Origin of the sequence: Streptomyces sp. NPDC046870 (genome assembly GCF_040704595.1) — a bacterium.
Lineage (GTDB): Bacteria > Actinomycetota > Actinomycetes > Streptomycetales > Streptomycetaceae > Streptomyces > Streptomyces argyrophylli.
On record NZ_JBEYXM010000001.1, the window covers coordinates 52680 to 70803 of the forward strand.

20 protein-coding genes are annotated in these 18124 nt (G+C 72.8%); 14 read left to right on the forward strand and 6 right to left on the reverse strand.

The features are described 5' to 3' along the window. Positions 1-30: 30 nt before the first annotated feature. Positions 31-1101 (reverse strand): SchA/CurD-like domain-containing protein, encoded by a 1071-nt coding sequence (locus AB0946_RS00245; protein WP_366758388.1) that lies wholly within the window; start codon positions 1099-1101, stop codon positions 31-33. 199 nt (positions 1102-1300) lie between these two features. Between AB0946_RS00245 and AB0946_RS00250 the strand changes: the two genes are divergently transcribed. Then, positions 1301-2947 (forward strand): FAD-dependent monooxygenase, encoded by a 1647-nt coding sequence (locus AB0946_RS00250; protein ID WP_366758389.1) that lies wholly within the window; start codon positions 1301-1303, stop codon positions 2945-2947. 157 nt (positions 2948-3104) lie between these two features. Here the strand turns inward: AB0946_RS00250 and AB0946_RS00255 are convergent, their stop codons facing one another. Continuing rightward, positions 3105-3575, reverse strand: coding sequence for an RDD family protein (locus AB0946_RS00255; protein ID WP_366758390.1), 471 nt, complete (start codon positions 3573-3575; stop codon positions 3105-3107). Positions 3576-3785: 210 nt separating this feature from the next. Here AB0946_RS00255 and glnA point away from each other — a divergent pair, with 210 nt between their 5' ends. Then, positions 3786-5195, forward strand: coding sequence for a type I glutamate--ammonia ligase (gene glnA, locus AB0946_RS00260; protein ID WP_171156973.1), 1410 nt, complete (start codon positions 3786-3788; stop codon positions 5193-5195). 120 nt (positions 5196-5315) lie between these two features. Here glnA and AB0946_RS00265 read toward each other — a convergent pair whose 3' ends face one another. Continuing rightward, positions 5316-5516 carry a hypothetical protein gene (locus AB0946_RS00265; protein ID WP_366758391.1) on the reverse strand — a complete coding sequence of 67 codons (201 nt, stop codon included), beginning with the start codon at positions 5514-5516 and terminating at the stop codon, positions 5316-5318. 223 nt (positions 5517-5739) lie between these two features. Between AB0946_RS00265 and AB0946_RS00270 the strand changes: the two genes are divergently transcribed. The 3 genes from AB0946_RS00270 to AB0946_RS00280 all read left to right on the forward strand — a co-directional run bounded on the left by AB0946_RS00270 (position 5740) and on the right by AB0946_RS00280 (position 7602). After that, complete coding sequence (locus AB0946_RS00270; protein WP_366758392.1) at positions 5740-5994, forward strand: hypothetical protein; 255 nt, start codon at positions 5740-5742, stop codon at positions 5992-5994. Positions 5995-6093: 99 nt separating this feature from the next. Next, positions 6094-7014, forward strand: coding sequence for a zinc metalloprotease HtpX (htpX, locus tag AB0946_RS00275; protein ID WP_366758393.1), 921 nt, complete (start codon positions 6094-6096; stop codon positions 7012-7014). Between the two features lie 3 nt (positions 7015-7017). Further along, the gene (locus AB0946_RS00280) at positions 7018-7602 is read left to right on the forward strand and encodes a hypothetical protein (protein WP_366758394.1); all 585 of its coding nucleotides are present in this window, start codon (positions 7018-7020) and stop codon (positions 7600-7602) included. 19 nt (positions 7603-7621) lie between these two features. Here the strand turns inward: AB0946_RS00280 and AB0946_RS00285 are convergent, their stop codons facing one another. Then, positions 7622-7903 (reverse strand): hypothetical protein, encoded by a 282-nt coding sequence (locus AB0946_RS00285; RefSeq protein ID WP_366758395.1) that lies wholly within the window; start codon positions 7901-7903, stop codon positions 7622-7624. A gap of 183 nt (positions 7904-8086) precedes the next feature. Here AB0946_RS00285 and AB0946_RS00290 point away from each other — a divergent pair, with 183 nt between their 5' ends. Continuing rightward, a complete protein-coding gene (locus tag AB0946_RS00290) occupies positions 8087-9289 on the forward strand; it encodes a winged helix DNA-binding domain-containing protein (RefSeq protein WP_366758396.1) in 1203 nt (400 codons plus the stop codon). Between the two features lie 53 nt (positions 9290-9342). Here AB0946_RS00290 and AB0946_RS00295 read toward each other — a convergent pair whose 3' ends face one another. Next, positions 9343-9657 (reverse strand): hypothetical protein, encoded by a 315-nt coding sequence (locus AB0946_RS00295; protein ID WP_059263820.1) that lies wholly within the window; start codon positions 9655-9657, stop codon positions 9343-9345. Positions 9658-9821: 164 nt separating this feature from the next. Here AB0946_RS00295 and AB0946_RS00300 point away from each other — a divergent pair, with 164 nt between their 5' ends. Both AB0946_RS00300 and AB0946_RS00305 read left to right on the forward strand, forming a co-directional pair. Then, positions 9822-10193, forward strand: coding sequence for an arsenate reductase family protein (locus AB0946_RS00300; RefSeq protein WP_366758397.1), 372 nt, complete (start codon positions 9822-9824; stop codon positions 10191-10193). Positions 10194-10312: 119 nt separating this feature from the next. Continuing rightward, complete coding sequence (locus AB0946_RS00305; RefSeq protein WP_366758398.1) at positions 10313-11044, forward strand: hypothetical protein; 732 nt, start codon at positions 10313-10315, stop codon at positions 11042-11044. Positions 11045-11047: 3 nt separating this feature from the next. Here the strand turns inward: AB0946_RS00305 and AB0946_RS00310 are convergent, their stop codons facing one another. After that, a complete protein-coding gene (locus tag AB0946_RS00310) occupies positions 11048-11902 on the reverse strand; it encodes an alpha/beta fold hydrolase (RefSeq protein WP_366758399.1) in 855 nt (284 codons plus the stop codon). A 47-nt stretch (positions 11903-11949) separates the two neighbouring features. Here AB0946_RS00310 and AB0946_RS00315 point away from each other — a divergent pair, with 47 nt between their 5' ends. The 6 genes from AB0946_RS00315 (at position 11950) to AB0946_RS00340 (ending at position 18082) form a co-directional block, all read left to right on the forward strand. Further along, the gene (locus tag AB0946_RS00315; protein WP_366758400.1) at positions 11950-12435 is read left to right on the forward strand and encodes a MarR family transcriptional regulator; all 486 of its coding nucleotides are present in this window, start codon (positions 11950-11952) and stop codon (positions 12433-12435) included. A gap of 197 nt (positions 12436-12632) precedes the next feature. Beyond that, the gene (glnII, locus tag AB0946_RS00320) at positions 12633-13664 is read left to right on the forward strand and encodes a glutamine synthetase (protein WP_366758401.1); all 1032 of its coding nucleotides are present in this window, start codon (positions 12633-12635) and stop codon (positions 13662-13664) included. Positions 13665-14158: 494 nt separating this feature from the next. Then, positions 14159-14734, forward strand: a complete 576-nt coding sequence (locus AB0946_RS00325; protein WP_366758402.1) for a winged helix-turn-helix domain-containing protein — start codon at positions 14159-14161, stop codon at positions 14732-14734. Between the two features lie 351 nt (positions 14735-15085). Next, the gene (locus AB0946_RS00330) at positions 15086-16135 is read left to right on the forward strand and encodes an NAD-dependent epimerase/dehydratase family protein (RefSeq protein ID WP_366758403.1); all 1050 of its coding nucleotides are present in this window, start codon (positions 15086-15088) and stop codon (positions 16133-16135) included. A gap of 31 nt (positions 16136-16166) precedes the next feature. Further along, positions 16167-17444 (forward strand): histidine kinase, encoded by a 1278-nt coding sequence (locus AB0946_RS00335; RefSeq protein WP_366758404.1) that lies wholly within the window; start codon positions 16167-16169, stop codon positions 17442-17444. Continuing rightward, positions 17429-18082, forward strand: coding sequence for a response regulator transcription factor (locus tag AB0946_RS00340; RefSeq protein ID WP_366758405.1), 654 nt, complete (start codon positions 17429-17431; stop codon positions 18080-18082). The genes AB0946_RS00335 and AB0946_RS00340 overlap by 16 nt, the downstream gene beginning before the upstream one ends. The last annotated feature ends 42 nt before the right edge of the window (positions 18083-18124 follow it).

Genomic DNA, 18124 nt, shown 5'->3' on the forward strand with positions numbered 1-18124 from the left:
TTCCTCCGTTGGTGTGCTGGTCCGCCGGGCTCAGGCGTCCGGCGAGCGGCGGTCGGTGACGAGGTCCATGCCGACGGGCTCGCCGTCCAGCAGGGCGCTCAGCTCGGCCTGACGACCGGGCTCCGGCAGCGGGGCGCCGGGGCGTACGTCGACCAGCCGGACGACGACGTCGTCGCGCTGGAAGATCGTGCTGCGCAGCACCGGGCTGTCCGGGCTCTCCGCCGCCGCCTCGTCCTGCTGGGCGAGCAGCTCCGCCAGCCGCATCCCGCAGTCCGGCCGGGCCGGGTAGTACAGCGCCTGCCGCGCGCCCTCGGCGAACTCGTCCGCGGTGACGTGGTGCACGGCCGGCAGCGCCGCCCGGGTGAAGAACACCCGCGCGGACTCCTGGTCGTTCAGGTCCCGCTCCTGCTCCAGGTAGGGGTTGATGGCCTCCTCGACGGCCCGCACCTCGGGCTGCCGGGCGACGTGCCGCAGCGCCGCGAGCAGGTCGCCGCGCACCTCGATGGCCCGCACGACCCGGTTGCCGTGCATGAACAGGGAGGTGCGGCACAGCCGGGTGGTCTCGTCGACCCGCGCCTGGGGCGAGGCGTAGTCCGCGAGGATCTTCGCAACCTTCTCCTCGCTGCCCGGCCTGACCGTGAAGGTCAGCGCGTGCCGGATCACGCCGTCCCCGATCCGCGGGGAGGCCTGGAGCCGGCGCCGTGACGCGGCCCCGGCCGGCTCGCCGCCGGTCTCGCGGACGATGTGGAACCGCAGCGACCGGGTGTCCCGGACGCAGCTGTGCAGCGGTTCCACCATCCGCACGTGCTCCTCGCTGTTCACCCAGGTGAGGAACGGCGGGGCGCTCTCCCACTCGCTGGTGATGAGCCATTGGGAGGGGTTCTCGATCGACTGGCACAGCTGGTCGCTGACGTGGCCGGGCACCTGCGCCACCTGGTTGCACAGCTGCTCGTAGGCCTCCAGGAACTGCTGCTGGGCGCCGTCGTGGACGTCCACGAGCAGGACGACCCGGAGACGGGAGCCGTCGAACACGGACTGGGAGACCCTCGTCGACACCTCACGCGTCGACTGGTCCGACATCTTTTCCGACAAGGTGGTCATGCTGCGCATCTCCTTCACGGGGGCAGAGGCGAACGCCGGCCGCCGATGACGCGACGTCAGCGCTTCTTGATCCTGTGCCGCTTCCCGCACAACGCGCGACTCGCGTGAACCACGTGGGTGATTGAGCACGCGAAAGCCGTCCCAGAGGGCACAGAAAACAGCAGCGCCTCACATCCCGACCCCTGCCTCTGGAGCCTTGATGCAGCACAAAGCCGATCACCAGGTGCCCGTCCTCGTCGTGGGCGGTTCGCTGGTGGGCCTGTCCCTCTCCCTGTTCCTGGGCCGTCTCGGCGTACCCCACATGCTCGTCGAGCGGCACTCCGGGACCTCGATCCACCCGCGTGGCCGCGGCAACAACCTGCGGACGATGGAGCTGTACCGGGTCGCCGGCATCGAGCCGGACATCAAGGCGGCGGCCTCGCTGCTCGCGGCCAACCACGGCATCCTGCAGACACCGACCCTGGTCGGCGACGCAGGCGAATGGCTGTTCAAGCACATCGACCCCGGTGGCGGGCTGGCGAAGTTCAGCCCCACGGCCTGGTGCCTGTGCAGCCAGAACGACCTGGAGCCGGTGCTGCTGAAGGGGGCCCGCGCGCTCGGCGGGGACCTGCGGTACTTCCACGAGCTGGAGGGCTTCGAACAGGACCCCGAAGGAGTGACGGCGTTCGTCCGGGACCGGGACAGCGACGAGCTGTACACGGTCCGCGCGGACTACCTGGTCGCGTGCGACGGCCCGCGCAGCCCCGTACGGCGCCGGCTCGGCATCGGGCAGACCGGCCCCGGCGACCTCTTCGCCAACGTCAGCGTCACCTTCCGGTCCAAGCTGCTCGCCGAGACGGTCGGCGACCGGCACTTCATCTGCTGCTACCTCACCAATCCGGAGGCCGACGGCGCCCTGCTGCCGGTCGACAACAAGGAGCACTGGGTCTTCCACGCGCCCTGGCACCCGGAGCAGGGCGAGACGCTGGAGGAGTTCACCGAGGAGCGGCTCCAGCGGCACATCCGGCTGGCCGTCGGCGTCCCCGACCTGGACGTCGAGATCACCGGAAAGGCGTCCTGGCGTGCCGCCGAACGCGTCGCCGAGCGGTACACGGCCGGCCGGGTGCTGCTGGCCGGCGACTCCGCCCACGAGATGTCCCCGACCGGCGCCTTCGGCTCCAACACCGGCATCCAGGACGCCCACAACCTGGCCTGGAAACTCTCCGCCGTCCTCGACGGCTGGGCCGGGCCCGGCCTGCTGGAGACCTACGACACCGAGCGCCGGCCCGTCGCGCTGGCGACCAGCGCCCGCGCCTCCGCCCGCTCGGTGGAGCACAGCCACCCGGGCTTCGCGCCCACGCCCGGCGTCGGCGGCGGCCCGCGCAGCGGCATCCTCCCCGTCGTCCTCGCCTACCGCTATCTGGAGGGGGCCGTCATCGGCGCCGACCCCGCCCAGCCGGTCGTACCCGACGGGGTGCGGCTGACCGCGGACCCGGGCAGCCGGGCGCCGCACCTGTGGCTGCGCCGCGCGGGCGACCGGCTCTCCACGATCGACCTCTACGAGCGCTCACTGGTGCTGCTCTGCGACGCCGGCTCGGCCGCGGGCGGGGCCTGGCACGCCGCCGCCCGGAAGATCGCCCGCACGGACGGCGTACGGCTGGAGGCGTACCGGATCGGTACGGGCGCGGACGCCGGCCTCACCTACGACGGGGACGGCACCGACTGGGCCTCGCTGCACGGCACGACGGCGGACGGGGCGGTGCTGGTACGCCCGGACGGCTTCGTCGCCTGGCGCGCGACGAGCGCCGCGACCGACCCGGAGACGGAGCTGCGGTCGGTACTGGCGGCGGTGCTGCGAAGGAGGTGACGCCGGTACGGGGAGAGTGGCTGCCGCGCCCGGCGCCGGGCGCCGGCGCGGGGGCCCGGCGTCGTGGCGCCCTGGGGCGGGGCCGTGGCCCCGTGCGGCTCGGCCCCGCTGACGCGACCGGCGACGGGCGGGCCGTGTCCTCGGCGGGGGCGGTCCGTCAGATCCGTACCTCGACCGTCTGCGCGATCCGGTCGTGCAGGCCGCGGCCGTCGCGGTCCCAGATCAGGGCGGGGATGGCGAGGCACAGCAGGACGGTGCGCAGCACGGCGCGCCCGGGGTTGACCGTGCCCGTCCGCAGGGCCACGACCCGGATGCCGAAGAGCCGCTTGCCGGGGGTGAAGCCGACCGTGCCGACGGTCAGGACGCTCAGGACGAAGAAGACGGCGAGCGCCCAGTTGCTGGTTGCGGGGGCGCGATAGCCGTCGGTGATCAGGCCGTATGCGATCAGGACGCACAGCGCCCAGTCCACGGCGAGTGCGCCGAGGCGCCGTCCGGGCCGTGCGATCGAGTTCGGCCCGTGCTCCGGGAGGCCGAGCTGTTCGCCCCGGTACCCGAAGTCGGCGCCCGCCTCTTCCAGCGCCGCGCGCGGCCCGGAGAGCCACGATCCGATTGCCTGCCTGTTGTCCACGCCTCCACGGTACTGTGCCCGGTTTCGGGCACTACGCACAGGGGTGTGTCAGGGCTACGGTGGACACGTGACCGGTTAACTTCTGCGAAACAAATGGGTCACGCCCGAGAAATCACCCGTCCCTAGGGTCGAGGCCAGCGTGTGCCACCGCACTGGCCGCACGAACGATCTACCACCCCGGCGAGGACGGTCGGGAGTAGGAGGAGCTGGATGTTCCAGAACGCCGACGAGGCCAAGAAGTTCATCGCGGACGAGGACGTCAAGTTCGTCGACGTCCGCTTCTGCGACCTGCCGGGCGTCATGCAGCACTTCACGGTGCCCGTTGAGGCGTTCGACCCGGACGAGGAGCTGGCCTTCGACGGATCGTCGATCCGTGGTTTCCAGGCCATCCACGAGTCCGACATGGCTCTGCGTGCCGACCTGTCCACCGCGCGTGTGGACCCGTTCCGCCGCGACAAGACCCTCAACATCAACTTCTTCATCCACGACCCGATCACGGGCGAGCAGTACTCCCGTGACCCGCGCAACGTGGCGAAGAAGGCGGAGGCGTACCTGGCGTCGACCGGGATCGCGGACACCGCGTACTTCGGCCCCGAGGCCGAGTTCTACGTCTTCGACAGCGTCCGTTTCGCCACCTCCGCGAACGAGTCCTTCTACCACATCGACTCCGAGGCGGGCGCCTGGAACACCGGCGCCGTCGAGAACAACCGCGGGTACAAGGTCCGCTACAAGGGCGGCTACTTCCCGGTGGCCCCGGTCGACCACTTCGCCGACCTGCGCGCCGAGATCTCCCTGGAGCTGGAGCGGTCCGGCCTGAAGGTCGAGCGTCAGCACCACGAGGTGGGCACGGCCGGCCAGGCGGAGATCAACTACAAGTTCAACACCCTGCTCGCCGCCGCCGACGACCTTCAGCTCTTCAAGTACATCGTGAAGAACGTCGCCTGGCGCAACGGCAAGACCGCGACCTTCATGCCGAAGCCGATCTTCGGTGACAACGGCTCGGGCATGCACGTGCACCAGTCGCTGTGGAGCAACGGCGACCCGCTGTTCTACGACGAGGCCGGCTACGCGGGCCTGTCGGACACCGCCCGCTACTACATCGGCGGCATCCTCCGGCACGCCCCGTCGCTGCTGGCCTTCACCAACCCGACGGTGAACTCCTACCACCGTCTGGTGCCGGGCTTCGAGGCGCCGATCAACCTGGTGTACTCGCAGCGCAACCGCTCCGCCGCGATGCGTATCCCGATCACGGGCTCCAACCCGAAGGCCAAGCGCGTCGAGTTCCGCGCGCCCGACTCCTCCGGCAACCCCTACCTGGCGTTCTCGGCGCTGCTCCTCGCGGGCCTGGACGGCATCAAGAACAAGATCGAGCCGGCCGAGCCGATCGACAAGGACCTGTACGAGCTGGCTCCCGAGGAGCACGCGAACGTCGCCCAGGTCCCGACCTCGCTGAACGCCGTCCTCGACGCGCTGGAGGCCGACCACGAGTTCCTCCTCCAGGGCGACGTGTTCACGTCCGACCTGATCGAGACGTGGATCGACTTCAAGCGCACGAACGAGATCGCCCCGCTCCAGCTGCGCCCGCACCCGCACGAGTTCGAGCTCTACTTCGACGTGTGATATCGCCCCAGGGCAGAGCGGGCAACCGCGCCCCTGGGCCGTCTGTGGACCGTCGGCCGTGTTCTTCCCTCCTCGGGAAGGGCACGGCCGACGGCCTGTTCCGGGCCCTGCGCCGCGCGTTCACCAGGAGTGGGACCGCGTCCGATGACAGCCGAGAAGTCGCCGGATCAGCAGGAACGCGCCCGCGACGATCAGGGCCGCTCCGATCAGGATCAGGGCCGCCCCGATGGCGATCAGGAACGTCCCGACAAGGACCAGCAGCGCCCCGATCAGGACCAAGAGCGTACCGACGATGAGTAGAAAGATCGCGAGGACGGTCACGGTCGTCTCCTGTCCTCCCTCCCGCTCTGACCCCTTCCCTGCCCCCGCGCAAACACTCCGCTTCGCGATCACCAACGGCACGGCGGGGCCCGGCGTCATCGGATCAGATCGGTCGCGTGCACCTCGCCGAGCGGGATCCGTGCAACCTTTCCCGCTTCTCAAACTTCCTATAGTCGGGGGATCATCCCTCCGGATCGTGTCGGACGAGAGAGGTTGAACGGGGATGCCGGAACAAGACGACTGGGAGCGCGAGTTCGATCACCGGTGGGCGAACTCCGCCGAGCACAAGGAGCCCTCCGCCCGGGCCCGGATGCTCGCCGCCCGCTGGAAGGAGAACCCCCCGAATCCGGCGCCGTTCCGCGCCGACCCGGACCCGGTCCCGCGCCGGTCCTCCTGGGTCTCGACGGCCGTGGTCCTCGGCTGCGTGGCGGTGGTCATCGTGCTGCTGGGCTATGCGCAGATGCGTTCCCCGTACTGACCCTTTGCCCCGCCTAGAGGGGTTCCGGACCGCTTCATGGGCATCCGCAGGTGCACACTGGACAGCGGGACGAGTGCCTGACTTTCGGGGTGATGCAAGATGCGGAGCCGGTTCCGGAGCGATCGGCGACTGACCGTGCGCATGGGTCTCACGCTGTTCCTGCTCGGGCTGCTGTACGTGGGCTTCGTCGCCGCACTGATCGTGCTGCTGAGGTCCTGGGTGCTGGTCGCCGTCCTGATCGGGGCGCTGTTCGTGGCGCAGTTCTGGTTCTCCGACCGGATCGCGATGTTCGCCATGCGCGGGCGGGTCGTGGAGCGGGAGGAGTACCCCGGCCTGCACGCCGTGGTCGACCGGCTGTGCGCGATCGCGGACCTGCCCAAGCCGGTGGTCGCCGTGTCCGAGATGGACATGCCGAACGCGTTCGCGACCGGGCGCAGCGCCGAGCACGCGGTCGTCTGCGTGACCACCGGGCTGCTGCGCCGGCTGGAGCCGGCGGAGCTGGAGGGCGTGCTCGCGCACGAGCTCTCGCACGTGCGGCACAAGGACGTCGCCGTGATCACGGTCGCGTCGTTCCTCGGGGTGCTCGCGGGCCTGATCGTGCGCCTCGTCTTCTACTCCCAGGTGTTCGGCGCGGGCCGCCGGGACCAGAACACGGCCGCGGTGTTCGCCGCCGTCCTGGGTGTCTCGGTGGCCGTGTACGCGATCAGCTTCCTGCTGATCCGGTCGCTGTCCCGGTACCGGGAGCTGGCGGCCGACCGCGCCGCGGCGCAGCTGACCGGCCGGCCCTCGGCGCTGGCGGCGGCGCTCACCAAGGTCTCCGGGGAGATGGCGCGGATCCCCACCAAGGACCTGCGCACGGCGCAGGCGTTCAACGCGTTCTACTTCACCCCGGCGACCGGCCGGGAGCCCGGCATCGAGCGGTACTTCTCCACGCACCCGACCCTGGAGCAGCGGCTGGAGCAGCTGAGCCGGATCTCGGCGGAGCTGGGCGAGGCCGCCACCCCGGGGAAGGCGGGCTGAGCGGTGGGGCTGCTGGACATCCTGCTGGGCCGTACGAAACCGGTCGCGCCCGATCTCGACCAGCTCTTCGCGCTGCCGTCGGCGGCCGTGACGCTGGAGGCGGCGGCGGGTTTCACGCCGACCGGCAAGGGGGCGGTGTGCTTCGCCACGGTGGAGGGCGCGGCCTTCGAGCAGATGCACCGCGAGGTGCAGGCGCTGCTGGACGCGGACACCGACCGCACCGGTCCGCCGGTGGAACTGCGCCGGGACGGCTACGGCTACTCCTGGCTGGTGTCCCGGCGCTCCCCCGGCCAGCTGCCCGAACTGGTCAACGATCTGCACGCCGTGAACAGTTCACTGGAGGTCAACGGCTTCGGCCCGCAGCTGCTGTGCTCGCTGGCCGGGTTCGCCGACGGCACCGGCCGGAAGCTGGCACTCGTCTACCTCTACAAACGCGGCACCTTCTACCCGTTCGCCCCGCTGCCCGGCGCCGCCGAGCGGCGGGACACCGCGCTGGAACTCCAGCTGAAGGCCACGCTCGACGACGACCTGCGGATCGAGCAGGACCTCGGCCGCTGGTTCCCGGTGTGGGGCGCCCCCGGCCTGTGACGGCCGGCGGCGCCCCCGCTCACTTCCCGCTCTTCTCCCGCTCCTGCCGCCGGGCCTCGAAGGGCCGCTCACGGCGGTAGCGGCGCTCCCACCTGGCCTGCCGGTCCCGGCGGTCCCGGTACGCCCGGTAGCTGTCGGGCGGGGCGCCGGTGCCGGGGCCGGCCGGCGGGGTGGTGCCGGGCGAGCCGCGGCCGTGCGTCGCGTACAGGTACAGCAGGGCGACGGCGGCGAGCCACCAGAGGTGGTCGCCGGTTCCGAGGAGCACCAGGACGACGGTCCCGGCCGCGAGAATGCCACGCATGACGGACCTCCTGGGGTTGGGTCGGGGGATGCACTCACGTTCGCTCAGCGTAGGGAGAGCGTGACGGTCCGTGCATCTCGTTTTCCGGTGGGCGCGGGCCCGTGTCCACCGGCGCCGGCGCGCATTGTCAGTGGCACCGGCGACCATGGCGGGAACGGATGGTGTGCCGAAGGGGAGGCCGGTATGGCGGAGGGACGGCGGTACGTCGACGCGGTGGAACGGCGGGCCCGGCTGGCCGTGCGGCACCGGCTGGCCGGGGCGGCGCGGGCCGTGACACCCGAGGAGGTCGCGGCCTCCCTGGTCGCCCTGCACGGCTCGGACCCGGCGACCGTGCACCTGGCGGTGGCCGCCCGGCTGACCGACCCCGCGAAGGCGGTGCCGGAGACGGAGCGGGCGCTGTACGAGGACCGCACGCTGGTGCGGATGCACGGCATGCGGCACACGGTGTTCGTGTTCCCGGCGGCCCTGACGGCCGTCGTCCACGCCTCGACGGGCCTCACGGTGGCCGCCCGCGAGCGCGCGTCCCTGCTGCGGGACATGGCGCTGGCCGGCGCGCCGGACGCGGCGTGGCTGACGGAGGTCGAGGAGGCCACGCTCGCCGCGCTGGCCCGGCGCGGCCAGGCGACGGCGGCGGAGCTGGCCACGGACGAGCCGCGCCTGCGCGAGCGGTTCGTCCACGCGGCCGGGAAGAGCTACGAGGGCGTCCACACGGTCTCGACCCGCCTGCTGCGCGTGCTCGGCGTGGAGGGCAAGGTGGTCAGGGGCCGCCCGCTCGGCTCCTGGACGTCGAGCCAGTTCCGCTGGGCGCCCGCGCCGCCCCACCCCGAGCTGGAACCGGCCGCGGCCCAGGCGGACCTGCTGCGTCACTGGCTGCGGGCATGCGGGCCGGCGACCGAGGCGGACCTGAAGTGGTGGACGGGCTGGACGCTCCGGGAGGTCCGCCGGGCACTGGCCGCGGTCGGCGCCGAGGAGGTCGCCCTCGACGAGGGCACGGGATACGTCGACGCCGGGGACGCGGAGCCGGTGACGGGCCCCGGCGCACCGTGGGCGGCGCTGCTGCCCGCCCTGGACCCCACGGCCATGGCCTGGCAGCAGCGCGACTGGTATCTGGACCCGGCGCTGCGCCCCCTGCTCTTCGACCGCAGCGGCAACGTGGGTCCGACGGTGTGGTGGAACGGCCGCGTGGTGGGCGGCTGGGCCCAGCGCGCGGACGGCGGGATCGTCTGGCGGATCCCCGAGGAGGGCGTCCGCCGGGAGGCCGCGGCCGAGGTCGCGGCGGAGGCGGAGCGGCTGCGCGGCTGGCTGGGCGAGACCCGGATCACCCCGCGCTTCCGGACCCCGCTGGAGCGGGAACTGACGGCGCCCTGGGGCGAGCTGTCGGCGTGAGGGTGCCGGGTGCCCCGCGCCGGTGACGCGGGGCACCCGGCACCACGGCCGGCTCAGCGCGAGTAACGCATCAGCGCCCGCACCATGTGGCACGTGGTGTCGGACGGCGGGCGCATCCCGATCCGCTCGGCCGTGCCGCGGATCGTCTCGTTCCGGGCCTGGTCCGGCAGGTACACGCCGGAGTCGAGCAGGGCTATGGCGAGGCGCATGGCCTTCAGACGCCGGTTGTGCGTGACGTACCACTCGCGCGGCCGTCCGGCCGGCAGCGGTCGCTTCGCCACGGGCTCGTAGGGCGAGTCGAACAGCACGGAACGCTGGGCGGTGGACTGGGTCGGCAACGGCTTCGGCTTCAGGGCGGCAGCGGGCACAGGCATCCTCCTGTCGCGGTCAGGGCGACGCACCGGGGTCCGGCGCGCACCCTCGAACACTGCTTCTATTCTACGGGCCACCACTGACAAAAGCCCCTGGCCACAAGGGCTTTCGGGGCTCCAGTGACGGGGGTGCCGAACGGTTTTCGCGTACCGTGTGCGGCATGGAGATCTGGATCAATCCCGCCTGTTCCAAGTGCCGCAGCGCGATCAGTCTGCTGGACGCCGAGGGGGCCGAGTACACCGTCCGCCGTTACCTGGAGGACGTGCCCAGCGCCGACGAGATCAGGGCCGTACTGGACCGGCTGCACCTCGAACCGTGGGACATCACCCGCACCCAGGAGCCGGCCGCCAAGGAGCTGGGGCTGAAGGAGTGGCCGCGGGACGCGGGCGCGCGGGACCGCTGGATCGCCGCGCTCAGCGAGCACCCGAAGCTGATCCAGCGCCCGATCATCACCGCGGACGACGGTACGGCACTGGTGGCCCGCAGCGAGGAGGCCGTGCGGGAGGCCATCTCGCACAGCGGCAGGAGCTGAGGACAGGTCAACCACGGCGTGACGCAGGTCACTTCACCGACTCCTGTAACCGCTGAGTAACCACGTTCGGTATCTCGTACATAGCGGCGTACGCTCCCCTACCTCTTCAGGAGGCGCGCATGTCGCGCAGGAGAACTCTCGGCACGAAGAAGAAGCTCGCGCTGCTCGTCGGCGCCGCGGCGGTGGCGGGCGGCGGGGCCTTCGCCCTGGCGACCACCTCCAACGCCGCGCAGAGCCCGCAGGACGCCAGGACGCTGTCCGCCGGGGACTCGACCGTCTGCCAGGGGCTGGCCACGGCCCTCGGCAACAACGAGAGGTTCATCGCGGACCAGAAGGCGAAACCTGACGCGCAGTCGGCGGCCCGGATCGCCAACCGGCAGGCGGTCATCGAGCAGATCAAGGTCCAGCAGAAGGCGTCCGGTTGCACCGTTGGGGAGTCGGCTCAGGGCTCCCAGGCGGCGCAGGGCGGCGACACCGGGCAGGCCGCGGGCCAGCAGGGCGCGGGCCAGCAGGCCGGGGGCGCCCAGCAGGGTGCCGGCCAGCAGGCGGGGGGCGCCCAGCAGGGTGCCGGCCAGCAGGCGGGGGGTGCGCAGCAGGGCGCCGGCCAGCAGGTGTGCAAGGGCTCCACCGTGACGCTCTCCGGCGAGGGCGGCGCCCCGGCCGCGTCCAGCAACCAGTTCCCCGCGGGGACGACCCTGAAGGTCACCAACCTGGACAACAACAAGTCCACCACGGTCAAGGTGACGTCCGTCTCCGGCAGTTGCGTCCTGCTCAACAACGCCGCCTTCGAACAGGTCCGGGAACCGGGCAAGTTCCTCATCCGGCGCGCGGTGATCGAGAAGGTGGGGTGAGGCTCAGGGAGCCGACAGGAAACCGGTGAGGTGGCGGACCAGGGCCGGCGGTGCCGCCTGCGGCAGCGCGTGGTGCGAGACGTCCGGCAGTACGGCCGTCTCCGCGTGCGGCAGCAGCGCACCGGCCCGCGCCACCACCTCGTGAGGGTCATGGGTCCTGCTGTTCGCGGCCACGAGCAGCAGGACCGGCACCCGCAGGGCGCGCAGCGCGTCCGGCGCCGGGCGGGGGCCGGTCACCGGCTTCACGGCCGGGAAACCCGCGGCGGCCTCCTGGAGGGCCAGCCAGTCGGGGTCGAGCACCGCTCCCCCGGTCTCCCACTCCAGGAAGGCGCGGATCCGGCGGGGTGCGGGCCGCAGCAGCATCGGCAGCGCGTGCAGCAGGTACGCCGTCTTGAACCCGGCGAAGCACTGGGTCGGGTCCAGGAGGAACAGACGGCGCACCCGGGCCGGCGCGCGCAGCGCGTGGTGCAGGGCGATCCAGCCGCCGTAGGAGTGGCCGCCGAGGTCGGCCGAGGTGACACCGAGGCCGTCCAGGACGGCGTCCAGCCAGTCGGCCAGGTCGGCGACCGTACGGGGGTGGCGGTCGCCGGCCCGGCTCAGGCCGGGCGCGCCCGGCAGGTCCACGGCGTGCACCCGGCGGATCCGGGCGAGGCCGGCGGCCTGCGCGTACCAGGAGGCGGAGGTCGCTCCGCCACCGCCCGGCAGCAGGAGCAGCGGCGGCGCGTCACGCGGGCCGCAGACGGTGACGTGGGCCTCGCCGAAGGGCGTGGCGACCGTCAGTGCCTCGCGGTCGGCGGGCCACTTCGCCATCACCTTGTCGTACGCAACCCGGTACGCCTCCCGGTCGTGTCCGGCCATGGCGCCTCCCCTTATCATCTCGCTCAGCAAGATATTCGCCGAGCGAGATGATAGCCGGGAGGCCCCCCGTGTCCACCCCGTCCGGCCCCGCCCCGGGGCCCGAGCTGGAGATCGTCCACCTGCTGCGCGCCACCACCGTCGAACTCGGCCTGCACAGCACCCGGTTCGCGCAGCGCAACGGCATGCACCCCACGGACGTGCGCGCCCTGATCGCGTTCATGGACGCGCGCCGCGCGGGCGAGGAGATGAGCGCCGGACGGCTCGGTGGCGTGCTCGGGCTCAACTCGGCGGGCACGACCGCGCTCGTCGACCGGCTGGAGGGGGCCGGGCTGGTGCGCCGGGTGCGCGGCGAGCGGGACCGGCGCAGGGTGGTGATCGAGGTGGAGGACCGGGCGGTGGAGCTCGGCCAGGCCTTCTTCGGACCGCTGATCGAGCGGTCGGTGGAGCTGCTGCGCGGCTGTGACGACCACCAGCTCGCGGCGATCCGGGACTTCCTCACCGGCGTACGGGAGGCCGCCGCCGGCGGGCGGTGAGCGGCCGGTACCTCACCCGGCGCGGTCTCACCAGGTGAGCCCGGACAGGGAAAGACCAGGTAACACGGGGTTCACAGTCGAGCAATGGACGGGAAACGGCCTGTTGACAGGCTGCCCGGCAGATCGAGCGGCGCACCGGTGCCGCAGCGCCGCAGTACCCGCGCGTGCACCCGACCCACCCCGAAGGATGTGGCCCCGTGACCTTCAAGGCTGAGTACATCTGGATCGACGGCACCGCGCCGACGGCCAAGCTCCGTTCCAAGACGAAGATCATCACGGGTGTCCCGGCCGGTCTCGACGCGCTGCCGGTCTGGGGTTTCGACGGCTCCTCCACCAACCAGGCCGAGGGCCACTCCTCGGACTGCGTGCTCAAGCCGGTCTTCACCTGTCCGGACCCGGTCCGCGGCGGCGACGACGTACTGGTGCTGTGCGAGGTGCTCGACACCGACATGAAGCCGCACCCGTCCAACACCCGCGCCGCGCTGGCCGAGGTCGCCGAGCGGTTCGCCGCGCAGAAGCCGGTCTTCGGCATCGAGCAGGAGTACACCTTCTTCGACGGCTCCCGCCCGCTGGGCTTCCCCGAGGGGGGCTTCCCGGCCCCGCAGGGCGGCTACTACTGCGGTGTCGGCGCCGACGAGATCTTCGGCCGGGAGATCGTCGAGGCCCACCTGGAGAACTGCCTGAAGGCCGGTCTGGGCATCTCCGGCATCAACGCCGAGGTCATGCCGGGCCAGTGGGAGTTCCAGGTCGGCCCGCTCGCCCCGCTGGAGGTCTCCGACCAGCTGTGGGTGGCCCGCTGGCTGCTGTACCGCACCGCCGAGGACTTCGGCGTCTCCGCGACCCTGGACCCGAAGCCGGTCAAGGGCGACTGGAACGGCGCGGGCGCGCACACCAACTTCTCCACCAAGGCCATGCGCGAGGGCTACGACGCCATCATCACCGCGTGCGAGTCGCTCGGCGAGGGCTCGAAGCCGCTGGACCACGTGAAGAGCTACGGCGCCGGCATCGACGAGCGGTTGACCGGCCTGCACGAGACCGCCCCCTGGGACAAGTTCTCCTACGGCGTCTCCGACCGCGGCGCCTCGGTCCGCATCCCGTGGCAGGTCGAGAAGGACGGCAAGGGCTACATCGAGGACCGCCGCCCGAACGCCAACGTCGACCCGTACGTGGTGACCCGCCTGATGGTGGACACCTGCTGCACCGCGCTGGAGAAGGCCGGCCAGGTCTGATCCGTACCGACGCATCCGAGGGGCGCCCGCCGTGACGGCGGGCGCCCCTCACGCGCGTGCCCGCCCCGCCCCCGCCCCGCCGCCGTCCGAGGAGTGAGACGGCGTTCCGGCCACCGGCAGGCCGCGGAAGAGCGCTGACCAGCGCGGAAAGCCGGGGTCCCGGGTGGACGCAACGTCAATTTCACGCCAAGGAAGCGTCCAAGCAGTGAGAGGAGACTCCTGCCCGGCGCACGCCTCTGCTTCAATGGGCGCATGAACGGCTTCCAGCAGACCACCGCGACGGGTCGCCACGACCTTGAGCCGTTCTGGCCTTCCCGTCAGCACCACGACTTCGACCGTGTGTGTCGCCCCGCGAGGAACGCGCGGGCCCTCTAAAGCCGTACACCCCGGCCTTCGGCCAGCGCGGAACGACGTACGTCCTCCGGCGCGCCCGACCACGAATCGCGGCCGCCGCACCTTCCGACGAACCTCACGCGCGAAAGAGCTGACCTCTCATGGCGACCTCCCGTTCCCTGTCCACCGCCACCCTGTCCGCCCCCGCCGCGAACGGCACCCGGCACCGGCTGCGCGCCGTCGACCGGGACGAGGTGGTGGACGTCGCGGACTTCCTGCCGCCCGGCGCCACCTGGCTGCCCGCGCCGCAGCACACCCTGCCGACCCTGCCGGGCCAGCCGCCGATGGTCGGCTACCTGGTGCTGGTCCCGGCCGACCAGCGGCCCCCGTTCCTGCCGGTCGCGGTCCCGGACCAGCCGGAGTCCGAGGCGGTCCCCGGCACCGAACCGCTGGTGCGGATCGACCCCGTGCGGCGCACCGCCAGCGTCGACGGCCGTGAACTCGACCTGACCTACCTGGAGTTCGAGCTCCTGGCGCACCTGGTGGCGCACCCGCACCGGGTGCACACCCGCGACCAGCTGGTCACCACGGTGTGGGGCTACGGCCACGTCGGCGACGGCCGCACCGTCGACGTCCACATCGCCCGGCTGCGCCGCAAGCTGGGCGCGGAGCACCGCCAGGCGATCCAGACGGTGCGCCGGGTCGGCTACAAGTACACCCCGCCGACCGCCCGCTGACGCTCCGCCTCCGCCCGGCCCCGGCCTGGTGCGGCCGCCAGGATCGCCGGGCCGAGACGAAGGCGACCGCCAACCCGGTGCCGGGGTCGGGCAGGGCGACCGCCCGCTGTCACCGGCCTCGGCGCCAACGGCCGTACGGCCCCGGAGAGGCCCCGGAAGACCGCCAGGACCGCCGCGGCGACCCCGGGGGCCCGAGGGGGCTGCCGGAACCGTCACGGCCACCCCGCCGCGGCGGCGTCGGTGCCGGGCCCGTGGCCGTGCGGCTCCGGTGCGAGCCGGGGGCCGGGGTTGCCGTTCTGCCCTCGGCAGAGCCCCGCGCCACCACCGCCCCGGCCGGGCACGATCCCCGGCATGAGACTTCTCGTGCTGGGCGGAACGGAGTTCGTGGGACGGGCCGTGGTGGAGGCCGCGCTGCTACGCGGCTGGGAGGTGACCGTCTTCCACCGGGGACGGCACCTGCCCCCGGCCGGGGTGCGGTCGCTGCACGGCGACCGCACCGCGCCCGACGGCCTCGCCGCCCTCGCGGCGGACGGCGGCGGGGGCTGGGACGCCGTGGTGGACACCTGGTCGGCCGCCCCGCGTGCCGTGCACGAGGCGGCCCGGCTGCTGCGTGGCCGGGCCGGGCGGTACGCGTACGTCTCCAGCCGGTCGGTGTACGCCTGGCCCTGGCCCCGCGGCGGCACGGAGGACGCCCCGCTGGTCGAGGGCGCGGCCGCGGACGCCGGGGCGACGGACTACGCGCGGGACAAGCGCGGCGGGGAACTGGCCGCCGTGGGGGCCTTCGGCGCGGCGGGCTCGCTGCTGGTCCGGGCCGGGCTGATCCTCGGCCCGTACGAGAACGTCGGCCGGCTGCCCTGGTGGCTGACCCGGATCGCCCGGGGCGGCCCGGTCCTGGCGCCCGGCCCGCGCGACCTGCCCGTGCAGTACGTCGACGTGCGCGACCTCGCCGAGTGGCTGCTCGGCGCGCTGGAACGCGGACTGTCCGGGCCGTACGACCTGGTGAGCCCGCCCGGCCACACCACCATGGGCGGGCTGCTCGAGGCGTGCCTGCGGGCCACCGGCGCGGACGCCGAGCTGCGCTGGACCGACCCGGAGGTGATCCTCGCGGCCGGGATCGAGCCGTGGACCGAGCTGCCGGTGTGGGTACCGCCGGGCGGCGAGATGCACGACGCCGTGCACGGCGCGGACGTGTCGCGGGCGCTGGCCACGGGGCTGGTGTGCCGGACGGTGGGCGAGACCGTCGCGGACACCTGGCGGTGGCTGACGGAGATCGGCGGCAGCGCGCCCCGGCGCCCGGACCGTACCCGCAAGGGCCTGGACCCGGAGGTGGAGACGGAGTTGCTGGCGCGGACCGGGGGTGTACCTGGCACCACCCTCCAAGAGGGGCCCTCGGACGACTGACCCCGGCGCGGCCTTCGGCAAGACTTGCGGCATGAACACCGACAAAGACAGAGCCGGCGTGCGCGCCCAGGCGAAGGAGACGCTGCTGGCCGCCGTGCGGGGGCTCGTGCTGGCCGTCGTGGTCCTGCCGTGCGGGGTGGCGTTCCTCGCCCTGACCCTCCTGTCGGTGGCGCTCGTCCCGCTCGGCGTCGGGCTCGTCACCACCCCGGCGGTCCTCACGGGCGTGAGGGCGCTGGCGGACGCCCGCAGGAGGCTCGCGGCCGAGTGGTGCGGGGTCCGGATCCCGGCGGTGTACCGGCCGCTCCCGGCCGGCGCCAACCCGTGGACGCGCACCGTCGCGCTGCTCGGGGACCCGCAGGTACGGCGGGACGCGCTGTGGCTGCCGGTGGACATGACCGCGGGCTTCGTCACCGCGCTGCTGCCGGCGGTGCTGGTGTTCTTCCCGCTCCAGGGGTTCCTGGTGGGCGCCGGACTGTGGCGGGCGTACGTCCGCGAACCGGGCGCCGTCTACTGGTACGGCTTCGTGCCGGTCACCGGCCAGGCGACGGCCCTCGGCGCGGCCGCGCTCGGCGCCGTGGTCCTCGCCGCCACCTGGCGCCTCCCGCCGCGCCTGCTCACCGCGCACTTCACGCTCACCCGGGCCATGATCGGCGCCTCCCACGCCGCACTGGCCGAGCGGGTCCAGGTGCTGACCGAGACCCGGCGGGACGCGGTCGACACCTCGGCCGCCGAACTGCGCCGCATCGAACGGGACCTGCACGACGGGGCACAGGCCCGGCTGGTCGCCATGGGCATGGACCTCGGCACCATCGAGATGCTGGTCGAGCGGGACCCGGCGCAGGCGAAGAAGCTGATCGCCCAGGCCCGCCGGAACTCCGCCGACGCCCTGGAGGAACTGCGCGACCTGGTGCGCGGCATCCATCCGCCGGTCCTCGCCGAACGCGGGCTCGGCGACGCCGTACGGGCGCTGGCGCTCCGGGTGCCGCTGGCCACGGAGGTCGCCGTGGAGCTGCCCGGCCGCGCGGACGCGCCGGTCGAGTCGGCGGCCTACTTCGCGGTGAACGAGCTGCTCACCAACGCGGTCAAGCACTCCGGCGCCGACCGGGTGTGGGTCGACGTGCACCACACCGACGGACGGCTGCGGGTCACCGTCACCGACAACGGCCGGGGCGGGGCGGTGGTCGGGGCGGGCTCGGGGCTGGCCGGGGTGGAGCGCCGGCTCGGTACATTCGACGGCGTCCTGGCCGTCAGCAGCCCCGCCGGCGGTCCCACCATGGTCACCATGGAGATCCCGTGCGTGTTGTCCTAGCCGAAGACCTCTTCCTGCTGCGCGACGGGCTGGTACGGATGCTGGAGGCCTACGGCTTCGAGATCGCCGCCGCCGTCGAGTCCGGACCCGAACTCGCCCGGGCGCTGGAGGAGCTGGAGCCGGACGTGGCCGTGGTCGACGTACGCCTGCCGCCGACGCACACCGACGAGGGCCTGCAGTGCGCGCTCGCGGCGCGGCGGGCGCGGCCCGGACTGCCGGTGCTGGTCCTCTCCCAGCACGTGGAGCAGCTCTACGCGCGCGAGCTGCTCGCCGACGGCGACGGCGGGATCGGCTATCTGCTGAAGGACCGGGTGTTCGACGCGGAGCAGTTCATCGACGCCGTACGGCGGGTGGCCGCGGGCGGTACGGCGATGGACCCGCAGGTGATCCAGCAGCTGCTGTCCCGGCGCTCGGCCGGCGAGACGCCGCTCGGCCGGCTCACCCCGCGCGAGCGGGAGGTGCTGGAGCTGATGGCGCAGGGCCGGTCCAACGCGGGCATCGCGGCACAGCTCGTGGTCACGGAACGGGCGATCGCCAAACACACCTCGAACATCTTCGCCAAGCTGGGACTCGAGGTGTCGGACGACGACAACCGGCGTGTCCTGGCGGTCCTCGCGCATCTGGACCGGGACCGGTGACCTGCCAACTCCCTTGTTGCGCCGAGGAATTTACGAGACAGC

Excerpts from the sequence above, each read along its gene's own strand:
- AB0946_RS00245 (WP_366758388.1), bottom strand. The coding sequence starts at position 1,101 with ATGACCACCTTGTCGGAAAAGATGTCGGACCAGTCGACGCGTGAGGTG.
- AB0946_RS00250 (WP_366758389.1), top strand. The coding sequence starts at position 1,301 with ATGCAGCACAAAGCCGATCACCAGGTGCCCGTCCTCGTCGTGGGCGGT.
- glnA (WP_171156973.1), top strand. The coding sequence starts at position 3,786 with ATGTTCCAGAACGCCGACGAGGCCAAGAAGTTCATCGCGGACGAGGAC.
- AB0946_RS00270 (WP_366758392.1), top strand. The coding sequence starts at position 5,740 with ATGCCGGAACAAGACGACTGGGAGCGCGAGTTCGATCACCGGTGGGCG.
- htpX (WP_366758393.1), top strand. The coding sequence starts at position 6,094 with ATGCGGAGCCGGTTCCGGAGCGATCGGCGACTGACCGTGCGCATGGGT.
- AB0946_RS00285 (WP_366758395.1), bottom strand. The coding sequence starts at position 7,903 with ATGCGTGGCATTCTCGCGGCCGGGACCGTCGTCCTGGTGCTCCTCGGA.
- AB0946_RS00290 (WP_366758396.1), top strand. The coding sequence starts at position 8,087 with ATGGCGGAGGGACGGCGGTACGTCGACGCGGTGGAACGGCGGGCCCGG.
- AB0946_RS00300 (WP_366758397.1), top strand. The coding sequence starts at position 9,822 with ATGGAGATCTGGATCAATCCCGCCTGTTCCAAGTGCCGCAGCGCGATC.
- AB0946_RS00305 (WP_366758398.1), top strand. The coding sequence starts at position 10,313 with ATGTCGCGCAGGAGAACTCTCGGCACGAAGAAGAAGCTCGCGCTGCTC.
- AB0946_RS00310 (WP_366758399.1), bottom strand. The coding sequence starts at position 11,902 with ATGGCCGGACACGACCGGGAGGCGTACCGGGTTGCGTACGACAAGGTG.
- AB0946_RS00315 (WP_366758400.1), top strand. The coding sequence starts at position 11,950 with ATGATAGCCGGGAGGCCCCCCGTGTCCACCCCGTCCGGCCCCGCCCCG.
- AB0946_RS00325 (WP_366758402.1), top strand. The coding sequence starts at position 14,159 with ATGGCGACCTCCCGTTCCCTGTCCACCGCCACCCTGTCCGCCCCCGCC.
- AB0946_RS00330 (WP_366758403.1), top strand. The coding sequence starts at position 15,086 with ATGAGACTTCTCGTGCTGGGCGGAACGGAGTTCGTGGGACGGGCCGTG.
- AB0946_RS00335 (WP_366758404.1), top strand. The coding sequence starts at position 16,167 with ATGAACACCGACAAAGACAGAGCCGGCGTGCGCGCCCAGGCGAAGGAG.